Genomic DNA, 17,839 nt, shown 5'->3' on the forward strand with positions numbered 1-17,839 from the left:
GTTTAATTTTCTTTTTCTATATCTTTCATAATCAACTTCCAATCTAAATTGAAATGTTTTTTTATGTATTTGTCTTTATGAGGAATCGTACAGTTTGAGCAATCTTGATGAATGGCATCTTCTGTTTTAAATACACTTCCTTTTTTTGAATTTATACTACAAAAACTTAATAGTTTTTTACCATTTACTTCTTTGAAACCGACTTCATCTTTAAACCTAAAATTAGGACAGGCACAAAGGTAACAATTTAAATCTTCCATATCGTGGCATTTTTTCTTCTGTTTATAGAGTGGACAAAACTCTGGCTCATTTATTATCATATTGTCATATAAAAAATATTCTATTATCTCGTCTACTGTTCTGTTTTTTAACTTTTGCACTATTATTTCATGCTTTTTTGCATGTTTAAGTGTCCAACTACGATATGACATGAAAATCCAAATACTCAAAATTTTTATCAAATAGCATTTTTAAAACTCCTCCATGTGTACATATAAGAATCTCTTTATCTTTTGGTAACTCATCCATAAAACTTTGAACCCTTGCTCGAAATTCAGACAAAGGCTCACAACAAACATACTGGCTCCACGATTCATAAGAATCTAAATATTTTACATTATAAGAGTCCAATTGTTCGACTTCATCAAAGTTTTTTAACTCAATTTCATCGTTGAATTTTACCTCATTTAATCTTGCATCCACTAAAAAATTTTTACCTAATTTTTTTAACGTCTGTCCAGTTCTTTTGAGTGTTGAGGCGTATACTAAATCAAACTTTTTAGAAACTACTGCTTCAACTTTTTTATAATCAAATAAACTTTCATCTATATCTACATCACTATGTCCTAAGTACCTTTTTTGGTACTCTTTTGCAACACTAGCATGACGTAAAAGTGTTATTGCCATAACAAAGCCACCGATATAAACAGTAAAATTTCTGTACCTTCAAGTACACTGCCAAGTCCATCTCCATTTAAAAAACCTAACTTATGTACAATGATTTTTAAAAGAGAAAATGAAAAAATAATACCTAAAATAAAGATAACAATAAAATGAGTTTGAACCAACAAAAGTCCAATAACAAAAACGGCAAAAAAAGTATATATCAAAATTTTATCACTCAATGATTTTTGCAAAATATCCACAAAAGAGGATTTAAATTTTTCTTTTTTTATAAAAAGTAAAAGAATAAATCGGCTTACAATACACACTGCTATAACTTCTAAAAACAGTCCCTTAGAAAACAAATATACAAGACCAGAGATTTTAATAAGCAAAAAAGAGATAGTCCACAAAACACCTAATGCCCCAACAGTAGGATCTTTTATAATGGCATACGCATCTTTTCCACTATGTTTTGCATAAATTCCATCAGTTACATCCATAACAGCATCAAAATGTAAAAATCCATAGAGTGCTATATAACTCACAGCACTTATAACTCCTCCAAACCAACTCAATTGCTCCAATAAAAAATATAAACCAACACTCATAGAACTAATTACTAGACCAACCAAAGGAAAAAATCCTTGCATATATCCAAGGACTTCTTTTTTTGATAAATCATCTTTTTCATTAAATCTAATTGGCACGATAGAGTAATAACTAAAGGCAAATTTTAAACCAAGATATATATCATTCATAAAAATACTCCTATTAGTAAAATTAAGATTATAAATATTTCCATTTTTACATGCATACTTAATGCCTTTTTTAAATCTTCTTTATTTATAACATCTTTGCCATATCCAAAATATGGTTTGTTTTTTTTCACCCCAAAATAAGATGTAGGACCACCTAGTTTGACTCCTATACATATTGCCATTGCCGAGATTGGATGTCCCGCATTTAGGCTTTCATGTTTTTTTCCAAATTTATAAAAATTTAAAAAAGCACTTTTTGAAAAAAACAACAACGCTATAATTACTGCTGTTATTCTAGAAGGTATAAAATTGGCAATATCATCAAGTTTTGCCGAAAATTTTCCAAATTTTTCATATTTTTTATTTTTATAACCTACCATTGAATCAAGCGTATTGATTGCTTTATATAGGAAAAGTCCATGCAAACCAAAACACACAAGATAAAAAAATGGTGCTATAACCCCATCACTTAAATTTTCACTATATGTTTCAATCGCTGCTTTATTTATGTCGCTACTATTTAACTCTTTTGTATCTCTGCTTACCAAAAATCGTATATTTTGGGGATGAATCAAGATATCTTTGACAGATTTATACAGCATATTTGAAGCGATGCCTGTTGAGGCGATAAAACCTAAAATATATACATTATCGATAAAAATTTCAATAACAAAAACAACAAACCATACAACAAATAATAGACTAAAATTAAGAAGTACTCCTCTAAACAGGCTATTTTTATAAAACTTATTTTCAAAAAACTTTATAAAATCTCCCATTAAAATAACAGGATGTTTTATAAAATTAAACTCGCCAAATATTTTATCAATAACAAAAGCTATAAGAGAAAGACTAAAGTACACTTTGTAAAATCTTTTTCATATCAATTTTATCTTCCATAGTAGATATAAAGCTATCGATTGTATTTTTTTTATATTCACAAAAATCAAAACCAATATATTCAGGATTTATCTCTTTAAAAAGAGTGTTTCTAAATGCATCATTATCAAAAACGCCATGAACAAAAGAGCCTTTTATATTTTTATTTTGATACTCAAGTGGATATTTGTAAGAGACCCCATGATGGATTTCAAAACCTTCTACATGTAAACCAAAAATCTTATAATTTTGCTTTTTTAAAATCTTGTTTTTCTCAAAAACAATAGTATCATCAATAAACCCTAATGCCTTTACATGTAAAGGTGATTCTGCTTCTATACATAATGAGTCATCAATACTCTCAAACAGCATCTCATAACCACCACAAAGTCCATATAAAGGCTTTTTATAGTTACTTAACTGCTCAAACAATCCACTTCTTTTTAACCATTCCAAATCTTTTAATACCAATTTAGATCCAGGAAGAATTACTAAATCAAACCTGTCTAAATTCATATTGGAACTTACAAATTCTAGCTTTACTTCACTATCAGCGATAAGTGGTTCAAAATCATTATAATTACTCATATAAGGATAAGAGATTACAGCAATATTTAGCTTTGTATTAGAATTTTTTTGAGTAAAGTTTTGTAAACTTGCACTATCTTCAAAACCAAGATTAAATGGAGAAAAAGGCAAAACTCCTAAAACAGGTATTTTAAACTCTTCTTTTATGATTCTTACACCCTCATCAAAAAGGCTCATATCTCCTCGAAATTTATTAACTATTACTCCAATTACATTTTTTCTTAACTTGTCAGGTAAAAGATTATAAACACCCCAAATTGAAGCAAAAATACCACCACGCTCAATATCTGCAACTAAAATAATCTTTGTATTATACTTTGTTGCAATGTAGATATTTGATAAATCTTTATCCATCAAATTAAGCTCAACCGGACTTCCTGCACCCTCACAAACAACACAATCATACTGAGAATCTAAATAGTCAAAACATCTATTTACTGCTGGTTTTAAAATATCTAAATCCCTATAATACTCTCTAACATCCTTAGTTTGAACTACTTTGCCTTCAACTATAAGTGAAGCACTGCTATTTCGTCCTGATTTTAATAAAACTGGATTTAAATGGTACGAAGTTTTAATGCCAAGTACACTCGATTGAAAATACTGTGCTATAGCTATCTCACTCCCGTCATCGCAAACGTGAGAATTATTTGAAACATTTTGTGCTTTAAAAGGAACTGTTTTATAGCCTTTATTTTGTAAAATTTTTGCTATAAGCCATGTAATAGTAGACTTTCCAGAGTCACTACTTGTTCCAAAAATACTAATATTTTTCATTTAAAACTTTCATATCTTTTTTTCTTTTGACAGCAATACGTACATAACTCTCATCTAAAAAGTCAAAATTACTACAATCTCGAACCATAACTCTATGCTTTTGTAGTTTTTCTTGAAACTCTTTAGCACTCAATCTTTTAAGTTTAGCCATAATAAAATTTGCATCACTTTTATATACTTTTTCAAAATTTTGTGATGAGAGTAAAATCTCTTCTAAATACTCTTTATTTTCTCTATTTTTTTTATAACTTTTCTTTCTAAACTTTTTATCCTTAAGAGCCTCTAAAAGATAGTTTATATCAAACTCTGAGAGTTTCCAAAGAGCTTGTTTTTTCTTTAGTTTTTTTATATTTTTTTCATTTGAGAGTAGAGCTCCTACTCGTATTCCTGCACTTGAGTAAAACTTTGTCATAGATTTTAAAATATATAGTTTTTTATACTTTTTTAGTTTTTTAAGAGCTGATTTTTTACCACAAAACTCTAAAAATGATTCATCGATTAGAACTGTAGCATTTGCTTTTTTCCAAATCTTAAACAGCTTATTTAAATCATAATATTTTCCATCAGGTGTAGAAGGATTTACAAAAACTACAAAAGAGTTTTTTTTCACTGTTTCATATATGTTTTCAAATCTATTTATTTGTGCTAACTTTACATGTAAAAGATTAGCAACTCTTTTGTACTCCAAATAAGCCGGTGCATAAATAGTACAATGTTTTACATCCAAACTCTCAAACAAAGAAAAGATAGCAGAACTTCCCCCATTGAAAAGTTCTAACTCATCTTTTTTTACACCATAATGTTTTGCAATACTCTCATAAATAGTATTATAATCTGGATATGAAGCAATATCTAGTGTATTAAAATCTATATTGATTTTTGGTTTTAAAAAGTTTATATTTGAAGATAGATCAATAACTTCACTACTTTTAATACCTAATTTTTCGCTAAACTCTTTTACATTACCGCCATGAGCATATATTTTCATTTTATTCTCTTTTGTATTCCAAATTTGACTTCATAAACTTCATCACACATCGCTCCAACAATTTGGCCTACTCTTCCTGTTAAATCTACAAACTTTCTACTTTGTTTATCCATAGGAATTACTCCTGTTGTAATTTCATTTAAAACAAACACTATATTTGCCTTACAGCAAGAGATTTTTTCAAGTTGTGTAAAAAGATTTTCTTCCTCTTCAAGATTATTGAAAATAAGCATAGAGAGGCAATCTACTATATAAGTATTGCCCTCTTCTATCACTCTGCTCACATCATACGCTTCTTCAAGATTTATAAATTTTTCTTCTCTACTCTTTTGATGTTTAAAAACCTTTTCTTGCATCTGCTTATCATCAAAATTATCAAGATATGTGGCTATATAGTATGGTTTTTTTTGAGAAATTTCTATCGTTTTTTCTTCAGCAAGCCCACTTTTTCCTGAACTCATACCTCCAAAAAACAGTATTTTTTTCATCCTAAAAAACTCTCTACTTTTTTCACAATCTGCTCATCTTCCAATCCATTTAAACGACCATATACCAAAGCTGCTCCTGCGCCAACACCTTCTTTTGCCTCTCCATCGTCGTAAAGTTTTAAAGCAGGATGTTGGCTTGAAGTAAAATCAAATTCACTACAATACGCATTGATTTCAAAATCCAACATTTTTAAAAGTCCCTCAATATCTGAATGAAAATCTTCATAAACCCATTTTGTTGTACATAAAGCTAAATTTTTACTATCTATTTTTTGTGAGTTTTCTCTTAAAATAGAGTTAATAACAAGAAGAACTCCTGCCATCTGTGTACCACCTGCTAAAACGATTTTTAAATCTCTTTGCATCGCACCTATGACAAATCCTGCATTAAAAATCAACATATTGTCACTCACACATGAAAGTTTTTCAAAAACACTCTGTTTTTCATTGATATTTGATAATGCCTTATCAATAGTAATTTGTTTAACGTCATTTGGATGATTTTTAAAACTACTACTAAACTTTCCTGCACAATCATATCCTAAAGCAAGAGCGCTACATAAAGCAGTAGTTGTACCTGCTGGAACACACTCAGCAAGGATAATATAATCACTTTCAGATTTATACTCTTTTGCAAATGCTAAACCTTTTTCAAAAACACTCTTAGCATCTATGTTAGCTCCTGTATCTATTCGATCACTTGGTTTTATACCAAATGTATATTGATTAAAACAGTCTAAATCAGGAGATGTATGCACGCCTAAATCCAAAATTTCTATTTGTTTAAAAGGCTTTAACATATGAACAGCTCTTGTCATAAGTCCTGGAGTTGGGATTCCTTTAAGTGTTTCAGGAACACATTGTAAACTTTTTACTTGCCCTGTACAAATAAACTCAGCATCAAGAGTAGGAGTTAAATGTATAAGTCCTGGAAGTCCAGCTTGTGATAAACCCTCTATTTCATATGTTTTTGTTGTACTCATTGCCAACATAAAAGAAGCACTTTTACCTCGCAAATTTTCCATAAAATCAATACTACCAACTATATTTTTCATCTCATAATCCTATAATTATATCTTCATAATCTCTTTTTACAGCTGCTCTAAAAGAACAGTAACAAATAAGAGCATATTTTATATACTTTTTAAACTCTTTACTATCTATATTAGCACCATAAGTAGATAGTAAAACGTTTAATCCTTTCTCATCTAAATTCCAAGAAAAAGCCACCACTGCCAATTCTAAAATAAAATCACCTTCACAGGCATCTATAAAATCAAAAACACCACTTAATACATCTTCTTTAAATACTACATTATCTAAAAAAATATCTCCATGAATAATCCCATCATTTTTTAAATCTATCTCCAAAGATTCGTAAGCTTCAATAAGCCTTGTATCTTTGGAGTTTTTTACCAAAGTCCAAACTCTTTGTTTATCAAAAAGTTTTTCATTTCTGTTTGTTTTTCCCTTAGTAAATCCATGAAAACACTTTAAAAACAGTGCGATTTGTTCTACCTGTTTTAAAGTAGGTTTTTGAGGACTTTGACCCTTTTGCTTAGTGTAAATTAAAGCTGGTTTTTCTTTAAGATAAAACAACTCTGTTTTTACCCTTGGAACAGATAAACTTCTTATCATTTCTAAAAGATTCATCTCTTCTTTTATACTTTTTTCACTTGCTTTTTCAAAAAGTTTTAAAATATATTTATCGTCCAAAAAATAAACACTATCACTATGTCCATCACTACTACACTCTAACTTTTGGACTTCAAAAAAAGAAGATATTTCTTTTTTACTTATCTGCGTTTTAACACTCATCTTTACTCAAAAAAATCAATAAATAGTGTCATATACTTTTCTACTGTTTGTTTTTTATAATCTAATGCTTTTTCATCTTTAAAATTCAAATTTTCAAAAGTATAAAAATCACCTTCATCTTGAATACTTCTAGTATCCATACCAATCTTTGGTCTCATATAGACTTTTGTTTTAGGTGTCTCATAATCAAGCAAAGGAATAATCTCTAATCCACTATCACCAACACATAAAGGTTTTTTTACCTTTGCAGAAGCATGTGAAAAAGAAGTAATACCTGGAACAACTTCACAGTTATCATAAATATCTTTATCTTGAAGTTTTAATAAGTCCAAAAGATAATATACACTGCTATACACAGCACTATCCCCTAAAGTCACAAAACATAAAGTCTCATGTTTACTAAATCCCTCTTTGATAATATCTACTTGCCTTTGCCAATCATCAACTTTAAACTTCATAGGTGTATACATTGGTATAATCTCTTTTGAAAAATCGTATTCATCCATGAGTTCTTTGACAATCTTATAAGTCATAGACTTTGCAAAACTATTGTCACTACTTTTTGTAGGGATACAAATCGCATCACAATTTTGTAAGGCTTTTAAAGCTTTTATAGTTACTAATTCAAAATCCCCAGGTCCTAATGAAATCATATACAATTTCATTTTATAACTTGTTCCCTGATTTAATAAATACTTCTTCGATATTAGAAAAAATAATATCTTCTGTCTCTTGAAGTCCTAAAAGGTTAAAATGCTCACTTTGACCTAAAGATGGAGCTAAAGAGGCATCAAACACATCACTCAAATCTTCTTTAATTTCAAACATATCTTTTCTATAGTGATTTCCACTTACTAGAAGTAAAGGAACAATTTGAACTTTTTTAAACCCTGCTTGTTCTATTTTTCTTTTTAAAATATCTTTGATATCGTTATACGCAAATGCCCCTTCTAGTGAACATGTAAAATTATTTTGTGCAATATATTCTAAATACTTAGAAGTGTTATTAATAGACTCAATACCTGGAGTATCTAACCTAGGAGTTCCATGAATAATAAAAAGATTTGCAACATCTTCTTGTGAAACCTTTACATGTAAAGACTTTAATAAAGCATTCGTATGTTTTGTTTTAGTCAAAATTGCATCACTACAATTGATGTTTGCGAGAGAAAAATGATTGAAACCATTTACGATTTTTTTCATAAACTCATGCTCATCTGTTGGAAAAAGATTTATAGAAGATACAACTATATTTTTATAACCCAACATATCTACATCAGCCAAAACTTGTGGAAGATTTTTAAACTCTTCATTTTTTTTGTTTAGATGCTTTAATACCATGCGCGAACTAAAAGCAAGAAACACCTTACATGTAGGGAATTTTTCTTCAACTTTTTTCTTTAAATCTTCATATCTTTTTTGCTCAACTACTGAACCAAAACAAGACAGAACAATCGCCCTATCTTGTGTATAATGTCTATATCTTTTCATTAAGCTTTACAATCAATCAATTTTTTATCAAAGAAAACATTACTCTTTGTAACATTAAACGCTTTTACTGCCGAAAGCACTGCTAAATCTATTAAAGGCTCAATAATTATTACACTCATATAAGCACTACCAAAACTCAAGACATTTGCTATATTTTCACTACCAAAACCTTGTCCATAAAATGCCCAAAAAGCAACCCATGAAACAATAGCACCTTCCCAAACAATTGACATTTTTAACATTTGAGTATAACTGATATCTTTATACGCAATCCCTTTAGGAATAATCTTTCTTATAACTGCATTTAAAGCTAACATACTTGCTAATAATGTAGTTACATTCATGCCATATTGTGGTAAATCAAACTGTGCAAAAAACAGACCTTGAATAAGTAAGCCAAGAGCTAAACCAAATGCTGCTGGAGCAATACCAAAAATCAAAAATATTGTAGTTCCCAAGATTAAGTGAACTTCACTCACCCCTACTGCATAATGAGGTAAAACCTCAAAACAGCAAAATACAATAAGAGTTGTTAAAATAGTTTTTACAATAAACTGTAAAAGTCCACTCTCTTTAATACTATCAAATGCTAATTTTGAACTCACTCCTAAAACACCCGCTGCTGTTCCATAACTCAATAACATCTTTGCGCCCACTACTACTCCGGCTTCTATATGCATAACTATCCTTTTGCTTTTTATTTGTTTTATTATGTTGCTAAGCTACATTAACTTAACTATTTTGTTTATTTAGTACTGTAAGTTATAAAATGATTTTGGAGGGGCACGTGTTAGCAGGCTATCTTCATATGCTATTTTGTGATATAACATGTTTATTTCTATCTTAGATAAATTGCATATTGTTGAATACATTGCAATGATTGAGAGTTTAAAATATTGTTTTTTGTAGCCTCTAAGATTTTTCATAGTATGATATTATCTAAAATCACTATAAAAAAAGATAAAAGAGAAAACTTGAAAGCATTATGTATATCTGCTATAGCATCAAATCAAGGCAAAACAATCCTTTGTACAGCCTTACTTTATCATTATAAAAAAAGTGTAAGAGCCTTTAAAATAGGTCCTGATTATATAGACCCTCAATTTCATGAAAAAGTGTGTGGGCGAGAAAGTATAAACTTAGATACTTTTATGATGAGTCAAGAACAAGTTAATTGGATGTTTGATAAGTATAACGATCAAGAAATGGCTATACTAGAAGGAGTTATGGGGTTTTATGATGGTATGGACAAAGGATGTAGTGCCTATCAAGTTAGCACTTTTTTGCAAATCCCTACCTTACTTGTCCTTGATGGTAGTGGCTCATATATAACTATTAGTGCTGTTTTAAAAGGTCTTAAATCTTATAAAAATGACAATACAATAAAAGCTATTGTTTTAAATAAACTCTCATCAAAAATGCATTATGAACTTATAAAAAAACAGATTTTAAAAGATTTTGCAGATGAGATTTGTGTTCTAGGTTGGATAAAAAAAGATTTACAATCTTTAGGATCAACACACTTAGGACTTGACTTAAATGAAGCAAAAAAAGAAGCTTTAGAAACTCTTTCAAAAGAAGTTTTAGAAAATATCAACTTAGATGCTTTAGAAAAAATCACCACTATTCAAAGAGAAAAAACTCAAAACTATCCTTTTGAAAAATTTAAAAAAATTGAGAAAAAAATTGCCATTGTTAAAGATGAAAATTTCTCTTTTCTTTATCATGATAATCTAGTATTTTTACAAGAAATTTTCAAAGAAGTAGAAATAATAAACGCAAAAGAAGATGAAAGTATAAGTGAAAATACACACGCAGTTTTTATCCCTGGAGGGTACATCGAGGTTGATGAATCTTATAAAAAAATGTCTAAATTCAAAAACTCTCTTATAAAACATGCCCAAGATAAACATGTCTATGCAGAGTGTGCTGGACTCTTGTATCTTTCCAATAAAATTGATGATAAAAAAATGTCTGGTATTTTGGATATTGACTTTGAGCTTAAAGAAAAACGAAGTAGATTAGGATATTATTATGCCTCCAATGGTCTAAAAGGACATGCTTTTCACTATACTTCAGCGTTAAATCCTCCTAAAGGAGTTGATCTTTTAAGTAAAAATCAATCTGATATTGGGAGTTATGGAGCATGGAGAGATAAGAAAGTTTATGGAACATATTTGCATGTTTTTTTTAGAAATAACATGCATATTTTAAAGGAATATTTTGGAATTTAAATTAGAAAACCCTCCTATTAATTTAGGTGCTGATATATCAGTAAAATCATTTCAAATGATAGAAAATGAGCTTAAAAACTATAAAAAAACTACACAGTTTTCAAACCAAGAACTCCAAATTATAAGTAGACTCATTCACACTACAAGTTGTTTTGATGAAGTGTTAGATAATATCTATTTTAGTAAAGATGCCATAGAGAAAACAAAAAGCCTTCTTCTTAAAAAAGCTAAAATCATCGTAGATGTTAATATGATAAAAGTGGGTTTGAGTAAATTTTATTTAAACAAATACGAAAATGAAGTTATATGTTATATAAATGAGCCTTTTACTTATGAAATGGCAGAAAAAAACCAAACTACAAGAAGTTATGCAGCTGTGGTTGAAGCGATTAAAAGACATAAAGATTCTCCTCTTATTTTAGCATGTGGAAATGCTCCTACTTTTATTTATGCCGCTATTAGAACACTTATTGAAGAAAAAATAGATTTAAATAATGTTGCACTTTTACTTTTTCCTGTTGGTTTTGTAAATGTTATAGAATCTAAAGAGTATGGTAAAAAGTTTAGTGAGCATTTTGGTGTTAGTAGTATTATCATGCAAGGAAGATTTGGAAGCTCCACTATGAGTGTTGCTACACTGCACGCTCTTTATAAACTTATAAAAGATTATGATGGAGATGAAAAATACAATGGTAAATAACATGGGTAGTGAAGTCGAGGTTGGCTTTACATGTAAACCAAAAGTATTTGACCCTAATAAACCAATAATGCACTTTAAAACACAAATATTTATTTGTGATGGTGAGCGTTGTAAACAATCTTCAAAACACGAAGATGAGGCTACATTTCTTCGTGAATTACTCAAAGAGTTAAACTTACATCAAGGTCAGAACAGAATCAAAATTTCAAGAACAAACTGTTTTGGTGCATGTAGATTTAGACAAGTTGCTACAGTATTTGAAAATACAAAAGCAAATGGTTTTATCCAAAATAACAATATTTGGTTGAAAAACACACACAAATTTGATAAAAATAGATGGATTGAGCTTTTTACTGCTCTAAAAAACAATAAAAATTTAGATGAATTGGATTTTGAACAAATTCCAATGAATGAAATCTCGTGAAAAAAAAGTATATTCTTGGTTGATTCGCAAGCACAAAACTCTAAAAAACTTTTAAAAAAAGGTTATAGTACTGGCATGCATGCTAGTTTTGCCTTTTCTTTAGCTCTTGAATCAATTTTGATTACAAAAGATGTTGTACATGTAAAGACCAATAAAATGGATAATGATGACTTAGATGTCACAAAAGGTTGTGAAATAGTTGCTACAATTAGTCATAATAAAGAAGATTTAAAATTGAATCCAATTGCCCAACAACCTCATGTTTTTTCAGATAAAACAAATTCTTTGGAGTTGTATGCTGGTATTGGCGTAGGTGTAGTTACTAAAAAAGGTTTAAAAATCCAACCAAATTTTCCTGCAATAAATCCTGTACCATTACAACACATGGAACAAACTTTTAAAAAATACACAAAAAATAAAAAAGAGTGTAAACTTTTTTGTACTATTAGTGTGAGTGATGGTGAAGTCATAGCCAAACAAACTGCTAATGAAAAAGTGGGTGTACTTGGAGGTATCTCTATTTTAGGTACTACTGGTTTTGTCAAACCAATTTCTAGTTCTGCTTATCTTGATTCTATTCAAACAGAAATTAATTTTGCCAAGCAAAACGGTTTTGAACCACTTGTTTTTACACTTGGAAATTCCGCTTTACATGTAGCACAAAAAAAATATAAAAAAGAACAAATTATAGAAATAGGAAATTTTGTATATGATGCTATAAATATAGCTCAAGACTTACATGTAAAAGAAGTTATATTTCTTTGTGGTATTGGGAAAATGACAAAAATATACCAAGGATTTAAAAATACTCATAATAGATATGGGATTATTAATCTAAATCAGCTAAAATTAGATATACAAAAAAAACTTTTTGTGGAAGTTGATACAAAAGAGACATTAACCGTTAAAGGTATAGCTCAACAATTAGATGCTATTAATAAAATGCAAGATTTTTATGCATTCATTGCAAAAAAAGCGAATCAACAACTCAAATCTTGGTTTACACAAATAAATGTAAAAGCAATAATCTTAGAAGAGAAAGAGGTCAAAGGATGGTAACGATAGTAGGTAATGGTATGGGAGAATATGGTTTTTCAAATATCAATGTCAATATGGAACGTTATGACACAATAGTATGTGATTCAAACTTTACAACCAAACAACACAATGTTATACAGCTCTCTTTTAACGAGATAAAAGAGTATATTGTTGATAACCACAAATATGAAGACATCCTTTATATAGTCACTGGCTCCCCTCTTTTCTTTTCAGGAGCAACAGTTATAAGTAAACTTATACCCAAAAAATATATAAAAATCATCAACAATATTTCATCAAAAAGTTACCTTTTAGAAAAACTTATACTCAATGAAAATGAAGTCAGTGTTTTATCTCTTCATGGTAGAAAAAAGCTTGATTTAGAAGAATTTTTAAATAAAGAATATACATTTATCCTAGCAGACCAATTTACCATACAAAGACTCCAAGATGCAATGAGTTATTTTAAAAAAGACTCTATATCTGCAACCATAGGTTATAAATTGGGCTATGAAGATGAAAAGATTGAGAAAATAAATATTTTTGATGATGTAACCTATGATTTAGATTTTCCCTATGTACTTCTTTTAAAAAGAGAGTTTGAACCCAAAAATACTATCTGTGAAGATAATGAGTTTCAAACAGAAAGAGGAATGATTACTAAAAAGTACAAGCGACATCTCTCTTTACAAAACTTAGATTTAAAACCAAATCAACTTTTATGGGATGTTGGGGCAGGAAGTGGAAGTTGTGGCATAGAAGCGTATAAAAGATATAAAGTCCAAACTATATTTTTTGAAAAAGATATAGTTAGAGCCGAAAACATAAAAGAAAACATATGTGAACATTATGTATGTGATAGTCTTTTGCTAATAGGAGAAGCTACTACGCTTTTTGAACAATGCGAAGAAGATCCTGATAGAATTTTTATAGGTGGAGGGGGAACAAAAGTCATAGAAAAACTCCCTTATTTATATGAAAGATTACGTGAAGGAGGCATTATACTTTTAAATGCTATCACCCTAAAACATCTTACTCTTATACTAAAAGTTTTAAATGAAGAAAACATACAATATGAAGTTTTTTCTCTGTCTCTTACAACATACAAAGGAAATCTCGACTTGGTAGAACCAGAAAGACAACTCTTCCAAATTAAGGTCAAAAAATGATATATTTTATAGGTGCAGGACCAGGAGATCCTGAACTTTTAACTATCAAAGCTAAAAATATTTTAGAAAAAGCTGACGTAGTTTTGTATACTGGCTCACTTGTTCCAAAAGAAATTTTGAGTTGGTGTAAAAAAGATGCGCTTATAGAAGACTCGCAACAGATGAAATATCCTCAAATATTTGCATTTTTAAAACTACATAGCAAAAAAACAGTAGCACGTGTTCATACGGGTGATCCTACTTTATACTCTACTATTGCAAAACAGATAGAGTTTTTAAACCAAGAAAATATAAACTATGAAGTCATACCTGGGATATCTGCTGCTTTTGGAGCAAGTTCTAGTTTAGGGATAGAGTATACCATACCTGGAGTCTCACAAACTATTATCTTAACACGAGTAGAAGGTAAAACTCCTAATCCAGAAAAATTAGAAAATATCCTTTCATGTAAAAACTCTTCCTTAGTTTTTTATCTCTCAATTTTGCTTATTGAAAAGTTAAAAAACAGTGCTTTAAAACTTGGTTATGCAACTGATACACCTTGTTGGGTTGTAGAAAAAGCAACTTGGAAAGAAGAAAAGATTTACAAAGGTACTATAAGCGATATACAAGATAAAGTCTCTCACATAAAAGGTATAGCACTTATACTTTTTGGGGATTTTCTAAATCAAAAAGAGAGCGAAGAATCACACCTCTATGTTAAATAAAATAGCTATTGTCAGTATAAATGAGCCAAGTTTAAAGGCTTCATTGGAATTAAAAAACATTTTACATGATTATGATATAAAACTATATAGTAAGTCTATTGAAAAAGAGTACTCTAAACTAGATAATATTATGAGTGAGCTTTGGCACTATGATGCTGTTATCTTTTTTTTAGCAACAGGCATAGTGGTGCGAAAAATCGCTCCATTTTTGGAGCATAAAACAAAAGACCCAGCTATTTTGGTAGTAAGTCTAGATTTACTCAAAGTTTTACCACTTTTAAGTGGTCATATCGGAGGAGCCAATGAGCTTAGTGAACTCATAACTAAAAGAGTCCCAAACTCAATCAGTTTTACAACAACAGCGACAGATCAAACAAAAACTTTTGCTTTTGATATGTTTGCAAAACAACATAATTTTGAGATAAAAAACATAGATAAATTAGCCAAAATTTCAAATGCTCTTATTGATAACAAAACTGTACATGTAAAGACATATCCATCTGTTTTTGAAACAATTACAGATAAAAAAAACCTCGTATTAGACTTTACATGTAAAGGTGATTTATGTGTCAATATAACGCCATTTCAACAAGAGTGTCTTAGCTTACATCCAAAAGTTTTTTTAGGAATTGGTTGCAATAGAGATACTACATGTAAAGAGATAGAAGATGCAGTAATGGAGTTTTTAAGCAGACATAACTTAAAGTTCCATCAGATTCAAAACATAGCTTCATTTGTGGCAAAAGCAGATGAGCAAGGACTTTTAGAGTTTGCAAAACAACATAATTTTAATATAAAGTTTTTTGATAAAAAGAAGATAAACAATCTTGATATTGATTTTAGTAAATCCCAAGCAACAAAGTTCTTTGGACTTCAAGGCGTAGCTGAACCTTCAGCTGTTTTGATTTCACACTATAAAGAACTTATCATAAAAAAAGAAGTTTATCAAAAAAAAGTAACCATAGCAGGAGCAATATAGAGTGAATAAATTATACATAATTTCAAGTGGTGCTGGGGGTACAGAGTATCTCAGTAGTGAAGCAAAGTCTGCTTTATTGGAGTGTGAAGTAGTTGTATCTTATAAAAAATATGCAAAAGAGTTGGAGAGTTTTTTAGATGGTAAAGAAGTTTATATGTCTGGTATGACTCAAGAGATAGAAAGATGTAACCAAGCTATAGAGTTTGCAAAAAGTGGTAAAGTGACGTGCATAATTTCAAATGGTGATGCAAATGTATTTGGTATGGCTACACTTATCGTTGAGCTTATTGACACACAAAATCTATGGGATGAGATAGAGTTGATATCTTTACCGGGAATTACCTCTTTTTTAGCTGCTGCTGCTAAGGTAGGTGCTCCTGTTTCTCAAGATTTTGCTATTATCTCACTTTCTGATAGACTTACGGACATTAACATGATAGATAAAAGAGTTAAAGCAGCCCTTGATACTGATTTTATCATAGGTATTTATAATCCAAAATCTAAAAAAAGAATCAAGCCTTATCAAAACTTTTTACAAGCACTCAAAGATGGAGAAGAAAAAATTGCGATTATTGCTTCAAATGTGGGTAGAGTCGAAAAAGAAAAAATCACTATCACAACAACAACGGACTTGATCAATCAAGATATAAATCATCCTGAAGTTTCAATGTCTACTATGATAATCATCTGTAACTCTAACACAAGATTAACAAAAAATGGACTAGTATTGACTCCAAGAGGTTATCTTAAAAAATATAAATTAGATGGAGATTTACTACATGCATAAAGAAGAATTAAAAAACTACATGTATAACTTTGCTGGTTCTATTATTTTAGGTCTGAGTATAGTTCTGTTTTTCTCACCAAATAAACTTGTTACTGGGGGCACTGCAGGACTTTCACTCTTAATCCATTATATAACTCCATATACTATTGGTACTCTTATAATGGCTATAAATATTCCTCTTTTATTAGTAGGTGTTAAATACTTAGGCAAAATGTTTGCTATAAGAACTATAGTTACTCTACTTCTTATCTCTATTAGTACGGATTTTTTTATAGAAGTTTTACATCTAAAAGCTTTTGTTATGGATACTATCTTAGGTTCCCTTTTTGGCGGTATTTTAGTAGGTGTTGGAATTGCCTTAGTCATTAAAGGAAACTCTAGTGCTGGAGGCTCAACTATCATTGCACGAATAGTATCTTCAAAAACAGAAATAAAACCTAGCCAAGTTATACTTGTCATCGATACCTTGATAGTCTTGAGTGCTCTTTTTATCCTAGATGATAACGTAAGGGTTTTATGGAGTGTTGTAAGTATCTATGTCACGACAAGAGTAATCGATATGATATTGACAGGAAGTTTAAATAAAAAAGTTGTATATCTAGTGACCAATAAAACGGATGAGCTTAAAATAAAAATCAGAGAAGAGTTAGGAAAGTACGGAACTATTTTAAATGGCGATGGATTGTATGATGAAAAGAAAAAAATGATTCTTATTGTTGTTGAAGTAAGTAAACTTCAGTTTTTAAGAAGTTTAGTAAAAGAGTATGACCCAGACGGATTTTTAATCATAACTGAGGCTAATGAAATGTTAGGACGTGGGCATTAAGCTCACATCTTTGGGGATAATATAGCCTCGTATCATTACTAATCCACTAAAAACAAGCATTAGGATAAACTAAAAAATAGAGTTCGCGATAAGTTGAAAGTAGCCAAGGCGGTGAAAGCTAGCCTGAGGGACAGTTAAACAATCGAACCTAAAAGCTTGAGTGGAAACAGGGTCACATAAAGTAGACCGTATTAACGAGCTAAAGCAAGGTTCGATGATCAGGTCATCATAATATGTGACCCTAACGAACTCTTCTAATAAAAGGAGGTTCTCATGAACCATTATATTGGAATTGATATAGCA

Annotated in this window: 21 protein-coding genes; 9 read left to right on the forward strand and 12 right to left on the reverse strand. The window is 29.9% G+C overall.

Going from position 1 to position 17,839, the window contains the following annotated elements; all coding sequences use genetic code 11:
• Positions 1 to 2: 2 nt before the first annotated feature.
• Genes K354_RS0109175 through K354_RS0109230 form a run of 12 tightly spaced genes read right to left on the reverse strand, consistent with a single transcriptional unit; the run spans position 3 to position 9,352 of the window.
• Positions 3 to 431, reverse strand: a complete 429-nt coding sequence (locus K354_RS0109175; protein ID WP_024955207.1) for a hypothetical protein — start codon at positions 429 to 431, stop codon at positions 3 to 5.
• Positions 418 to 906 (reverse strand): histidine phosphatase family protein, encoded by a 489-nt coding sequence (locus K354_RS0109180; RefSeq protein ID WP_024955208.1) that lies wholly within the window; start codon positions 904 to 906, stop codon positions 418 to 420. The genes K354_RS0109175 and K354_RS0109180 overlap by 14 nt, the downstream gene beginning before the upstream one ends.
• Complete coding sequence (locus K354_RS0109185; RefSeq protein WP_024955209.1) at positions 897 to 1,643, reverse strand: adenosylcobinamide-GDP ribazoletransferase; 747 nt, start codon at positions 1,641 to 1,643, stop codon at positions 897 to 899. The genes K354_RS0109180 and K354_RS0109185 overlap by 10 nt, the downstream gene beginning before the upstream one ends.
• A complete protein-coding gene (gene cbiB, locus K354_RS0109190) occupies positions 1,640 to 2,506 on the reverse strand; it encodes an adenosylcobinamide-phosphate synthase CbiB (RefSeq protein WP_024955210.1) in 867 nt (288 codons plus the stop codon). Before cbiB ends, K354_RS0109185 begins: the two co-directional genes overlap by 4 nt.
• Entirely contained in the window at positions 2,496 to 3,887 is a 1,392-nt protein-coding gene (locus tag K354_RS0109195; protein WP_024955211.1) for a cobyric acid synthase, read from the reverse strand. The genes cbiB and K354_RS0109195 overlap by 11 nt, the downstream gene beginning before the upstream one ends.
• The gene (locus tag K354_RS0109200; protein ID WP_024955212.1) at positions 3,874 to 4,875 is read right to left on the reverse strand and encodes an aminotransferase class I/II-fold pyridoxal phosphate-dependent enzyme; all 1,002 of its coding nucleotides are present in this window, start codon (positions 4,873 to 4,875) and stop codon (positions 3,874 to 3,876) included. Before K354_RS0109200 ends, K354_RS0109195 begins: the two co-directional genes overlap by 14 nt.
• On the reverse strand, positions 4,872 to 5,363 hold the full coding sequence (locus tag K354_RS0109205) for a bifunctional adenosylcobinamide kinase/adenosylcobinamide-phosphate guanylyltransferase (RefSeq protein WP_024955213.1): 492 nt from the start codon (positions 5,361 to 5,363) through the stop codon (positions 4,872 to 4,874). Before K354_RS0109205 ends, K354_RS0109200 begins: the two co-directional genes overlap by 4 nt.
• Positions 5,360 to 6,418, reverse strand: a complete 1,059-nt coding sequence (gene cobT / locus K354_RS0109210) for a nicotinate mononucleotide-dependent phosphoribosyltransferase CobT (protein WP_024955214.1) — start codon at positions 6,416 to 6,418, stop codon at positions 5,360 to 5,362. The genes K354_RS0109205 and cobT overlap by 4 nt, the downstream gene beginning before the upstream one ends.
• Position 6,419: 1 nt before the next feature.
• Positions 6,420 to 7,181, reverse strand: coding sequence for a phosphotransferase (locus K354_RS0109215; protein ID WP_024955215.1), 762 nt, complete (start codon positions 7,179 to 7,181; stop codon positions 6,420 to 6,422).
• A gap of 2 nt (positions 7,182 to 7,183) precedes the next feature.
• Positions 7,184 to 7,846 (reverse strand): precorrin-2 C(20)-methyltransferase, encoded by a 663-nt coding sequence (locus K354_RS0109220; RefSeq protein WP_024955216.1) that lies wholly within the window; start codon positions 7,844 to 7,846, stop codon positions 7,184 to 7,186.
• A 1-nt stretch (position 7,847) separates the two neighbouring features.
• The gene (locus K354_RS0109225) at positions 7,848 to 8,672 is read right to left on the reverse strand and encodes a sirohydrochlorin cobaltochelatase (RefSeq protein WP_024955217.1); all 825 of its coding nucleotides are present in this window, start codon (positions 8,670 to 8,672) and stop codon (positions 7,848 to 7,850) included.
• Positions 8,672 to 9,352: an energy-coupling factor ABC transporter permease gene (locus tag K354_RS0109230; protein ID WP_024955218.1), complete on the reverse strand. Its 681-nt coding sequence runs from the start codon at positions 9,350 to 9,352 to the stop codon at positions 8,672 to 8,674. Before K354_RS0109230 ends, K354_RS0109225 begins: the two co-directional genes overlap by 1 nt.
• Before the next feature lie 294 nt (positions 9,353 to 9,646).
• Between K354_RS0109230 and K354_RS0109235 the strand changes: the two genes are divergently transcribed.
• From K354_RS0109235 to K354_RS0109275, 9 genes are read left to right on the forward strand one after another with little or no spacing between them, the layout of a single operon-like run.
• Positions 9,647 to 10,906, forward strand: coding sequence for a cobyrinic acid a,c-diamide synthase CobB (locus K354_RS0109235; protein ID WP_037940585.1), 1,260 nt, complete (start codon positions 9,647 to 9,649; stop codon positions 10,904 to 10,906).
• The gene (locus tag K354_RS0109240; protein WP_024955220.1) at positions 10,896 to 11,606 is read left to right on the forward strand and encodes a precorrin-8X methylmutase; all 711 of its coding nucleotides are present in this window, start codon (positions 10,896 to 10,898) and stop codon (positions 11,604 to 11,606) included. The genes K354_RS0109235 and K354_RS0109240 overlap by 11 nt, the downstream gene beginning before the upstream one ends.
• The gene (locus K354_RS0109245) at positions 11,584 to 12,030 is read left to right on the forward strand and encodes a (2Fe-2S) ferredoxin domain-containing protein (RefSeq protein ID WP_156928227.1); all 447 of its coding nucleotides are present in this window, start codon (positions 11,584 to 11,586) and stop codon (positions 12,028 to 12,030) included. The genes K354_RS0109240 and K354_RS0109245 overlap by 23 nt, the downstream gene beginning before the upstream one ends.
• A 15-nt stretch (positions 12,031 to 12,045) precedes the next feature.
• Complete coding sequence (cbiD, locus tag K354_RS0109250) at positions 12,046 to 13,089, forward strand: cobalt-precorrin-5B (C(1))-methyltransferase CbiD (RefSeq protein ID WP_024955222.1); 1,044 nt, start codon at positions 12,046 to 12,048, stop codon at positions 13,087 to 13,089.
• Entirely contained in the window at positions 13,083 to 14,237 is a 1,155-nt protein-coding gene (gene cbiT / locus K354_RS0109255) for a precorrin-6Y C5,15-methyltransferase (decarboxylating) subunit CbiT (protein WP_024955223.1), read from the forward strand. Before cbiD ends, cbiT begins: the two co-directional genes overlap by 7 nt.
• Positions 14,234 to 14,944, forward strand: a complete 711-nt coding sequence (locus K354_RS14145; protein WP_037940572.1) for a cobalt-precorrin-4/precorrin-4 C(11)-methyltransferase — start codon at positions 14,234 to 14,236, stop codon at positions 14,942 to 14,944. Before cbiT ends, K354_RS14145 begins: the two co-directional genes overlap by 4 nt.
• Entirely contained in the window at positions 14,934 to 15,923 is a 990-nt protein-coding gene (locus K354_RS0109265; protein ID WP_024955224.1) for a cobalamin biosynthesis protein, read from the forward strand. Before K354_RS14145 ends, K354_RS0109265 begins: the two co-directional genes overlap by 11 nt.
• Position 15,924: 1 nt before the next feature.
• The gene (locus tag K354_RS0109270) at positions 15,925 to 16,710 is read left to right on the forward strand and encodes a precorrin-3B C(17)-methyltransferase (RefSeq protein WP_024955225.1); all 786 of its coding nucleotides are present in this window, start codon (positions 15,925 to 15,927) and stop codon (positions 16,708 to 16,710) included.
• Positions 16,703 to 17,536, forward strand: a complete 834-nt coding sequence (locus K354_RS0109275; protein ID WP_024955226.1) for a YitT family protein — start codon at positions 16,703 to 16,705, stop codon at positions 17,534 to 17,536. The genes K354_RS0109270 and K354_RS0109275 overlap by 8 nt, the downstream gene beginning before the upstream one ends.
• The last annotated feature ends 303 nt before the right edge of the window (positions 17,537 to 17,839 follow it).

The sequence above is a fragment of the Sulfurospirillum arcachonense DSM 9755 genome (assembly GCF_000597725.1).
GTDB classification, from domain to species: Bacteria; Campylobacterota; Campylobacteria; order Campylobacterales; family Sulfurospirillaceae; genus Sulfurospirillum_A; species Sulfurospirillum_A arcachonense.

What these genes read in the sequence shown, in the direction of transcription:
- K354_RS0109175 (WP_024955207.1), bottom strand. Translation starts at nt 431, where the DNA reads ATGTCATATCGTAGTTGGACACTTAAACATGCAAAAAAGCATGAAATA.
- K354_RS0109180 (WP_024955208.1), bottom strand. Translation starts at nt 906, where the DNA reads ATGGCAATAACACTTTTACGTCATGCTAGTGTTGCAAAAGAGTACCAA.
- K354_RS0109185 (WP_024955209.1), bottom strand. Translation starts at nt 1,643, where the DNA reads ATGAATGATATATATCTTGGTTTAAAATTTGCCTTTAGTTATTACTCT.
- K354_RS0109195 (WP_024955211.1), bottom strand. Translation starts at nt 3,887, where the DNA reads ATGAAAAATATTAGTATTTTTGGAACAAGTAGTGACTCTGGAAAGTCT.
- K354_RS0109200 (WP_024955212.1), bottom strand. Translation starts at nt 4,875, where the DNA reads ATGAAAATATATGCTCATGGCGGTAATGTAAAAGAGTTTAGCGAAAAA.
- K354_RS0109205 (WP_024955213.1), bottom strand. Translation starts at nt 5,363, where the DNA reads ATGAAAAAAATACTGTTTTTTGGAGGTATGAGTTCAGGAAAAAGTGGG.
- cobT (WP_024955214.1), bottom strand. Translation starts at nt 6,418, where the DNA reads ATGAAAAATATAGTTGGTAGTATTGATTTTATGGAAAATTTGCGAGGT.
- K354_RS0109215 (WP_024955215.1), bottom strand. Translation starts at nt 7,181, where the DNA reads ATGAGTGTTAAAACGCAGATAAGTAAAAAAGAAATATCTTCTTTTTTT.
- K354_RS0109220 (WP_024955216.1), bottom strand. Translation starts at nt 7,846, where the DNA reads ATGAAATTGTATATGATTTCATTAGGACCTGGGGATTTTGAATTAGTA.
- K354_RS0109225 (WP_024955217.1), bottom strand. Translation starts at nt 8,672, where the DNA reads ATGAAAAGATATAGACATTATACACAAGATAGGGCGATTGTTCTGTCT.
- K354_RS0109230 (WP_024955218.1), bottom strand. Translation starts at nt 9,352, where the DNA reads ATGCATATAGAAGCCGGAGTAGTAGTGGGCGCAAAGATGTTATTGAGT.
- K354_RS0109245 (WP_156928227.1), top strand. Translation starts at nt 11,584, where the DNA reads ATGAAAAATACAATGGTAAATAACATGGGTAGTGAAGTCGAGGTTGGC.
- cbiT (WP_024955223.1), top strand. Translation starts at nt 13,083, where the DNA reads ATGGTAACGATAGTAGGTAATGGTATGGGAGAATATGGTTTTTCAAAT.
- K354_RS14145 (WP_037940572.1), top strand. Translation starts at nt 14,234, where the DNA reads ATGATATATTTTATAGGTGCAGGACCAGGAGATCCTGAACTTTTAACT.
- K354_RS0109265 (WP_024955224.1), top strand. Translation starts at nt 14,934, where the DNA reads ATGTTAAATAAAATAGCTATTGTCAGTATAAATGAGCCAAGTTTAAAG.
- K354_RS0109275 (WP_024955226.1), top strand. Translation starts at nt 16,703, where the DNA reads ATGCATAAAGAAGAATTAAAAAACTACATGTATAACTTTGCTGGTTCT.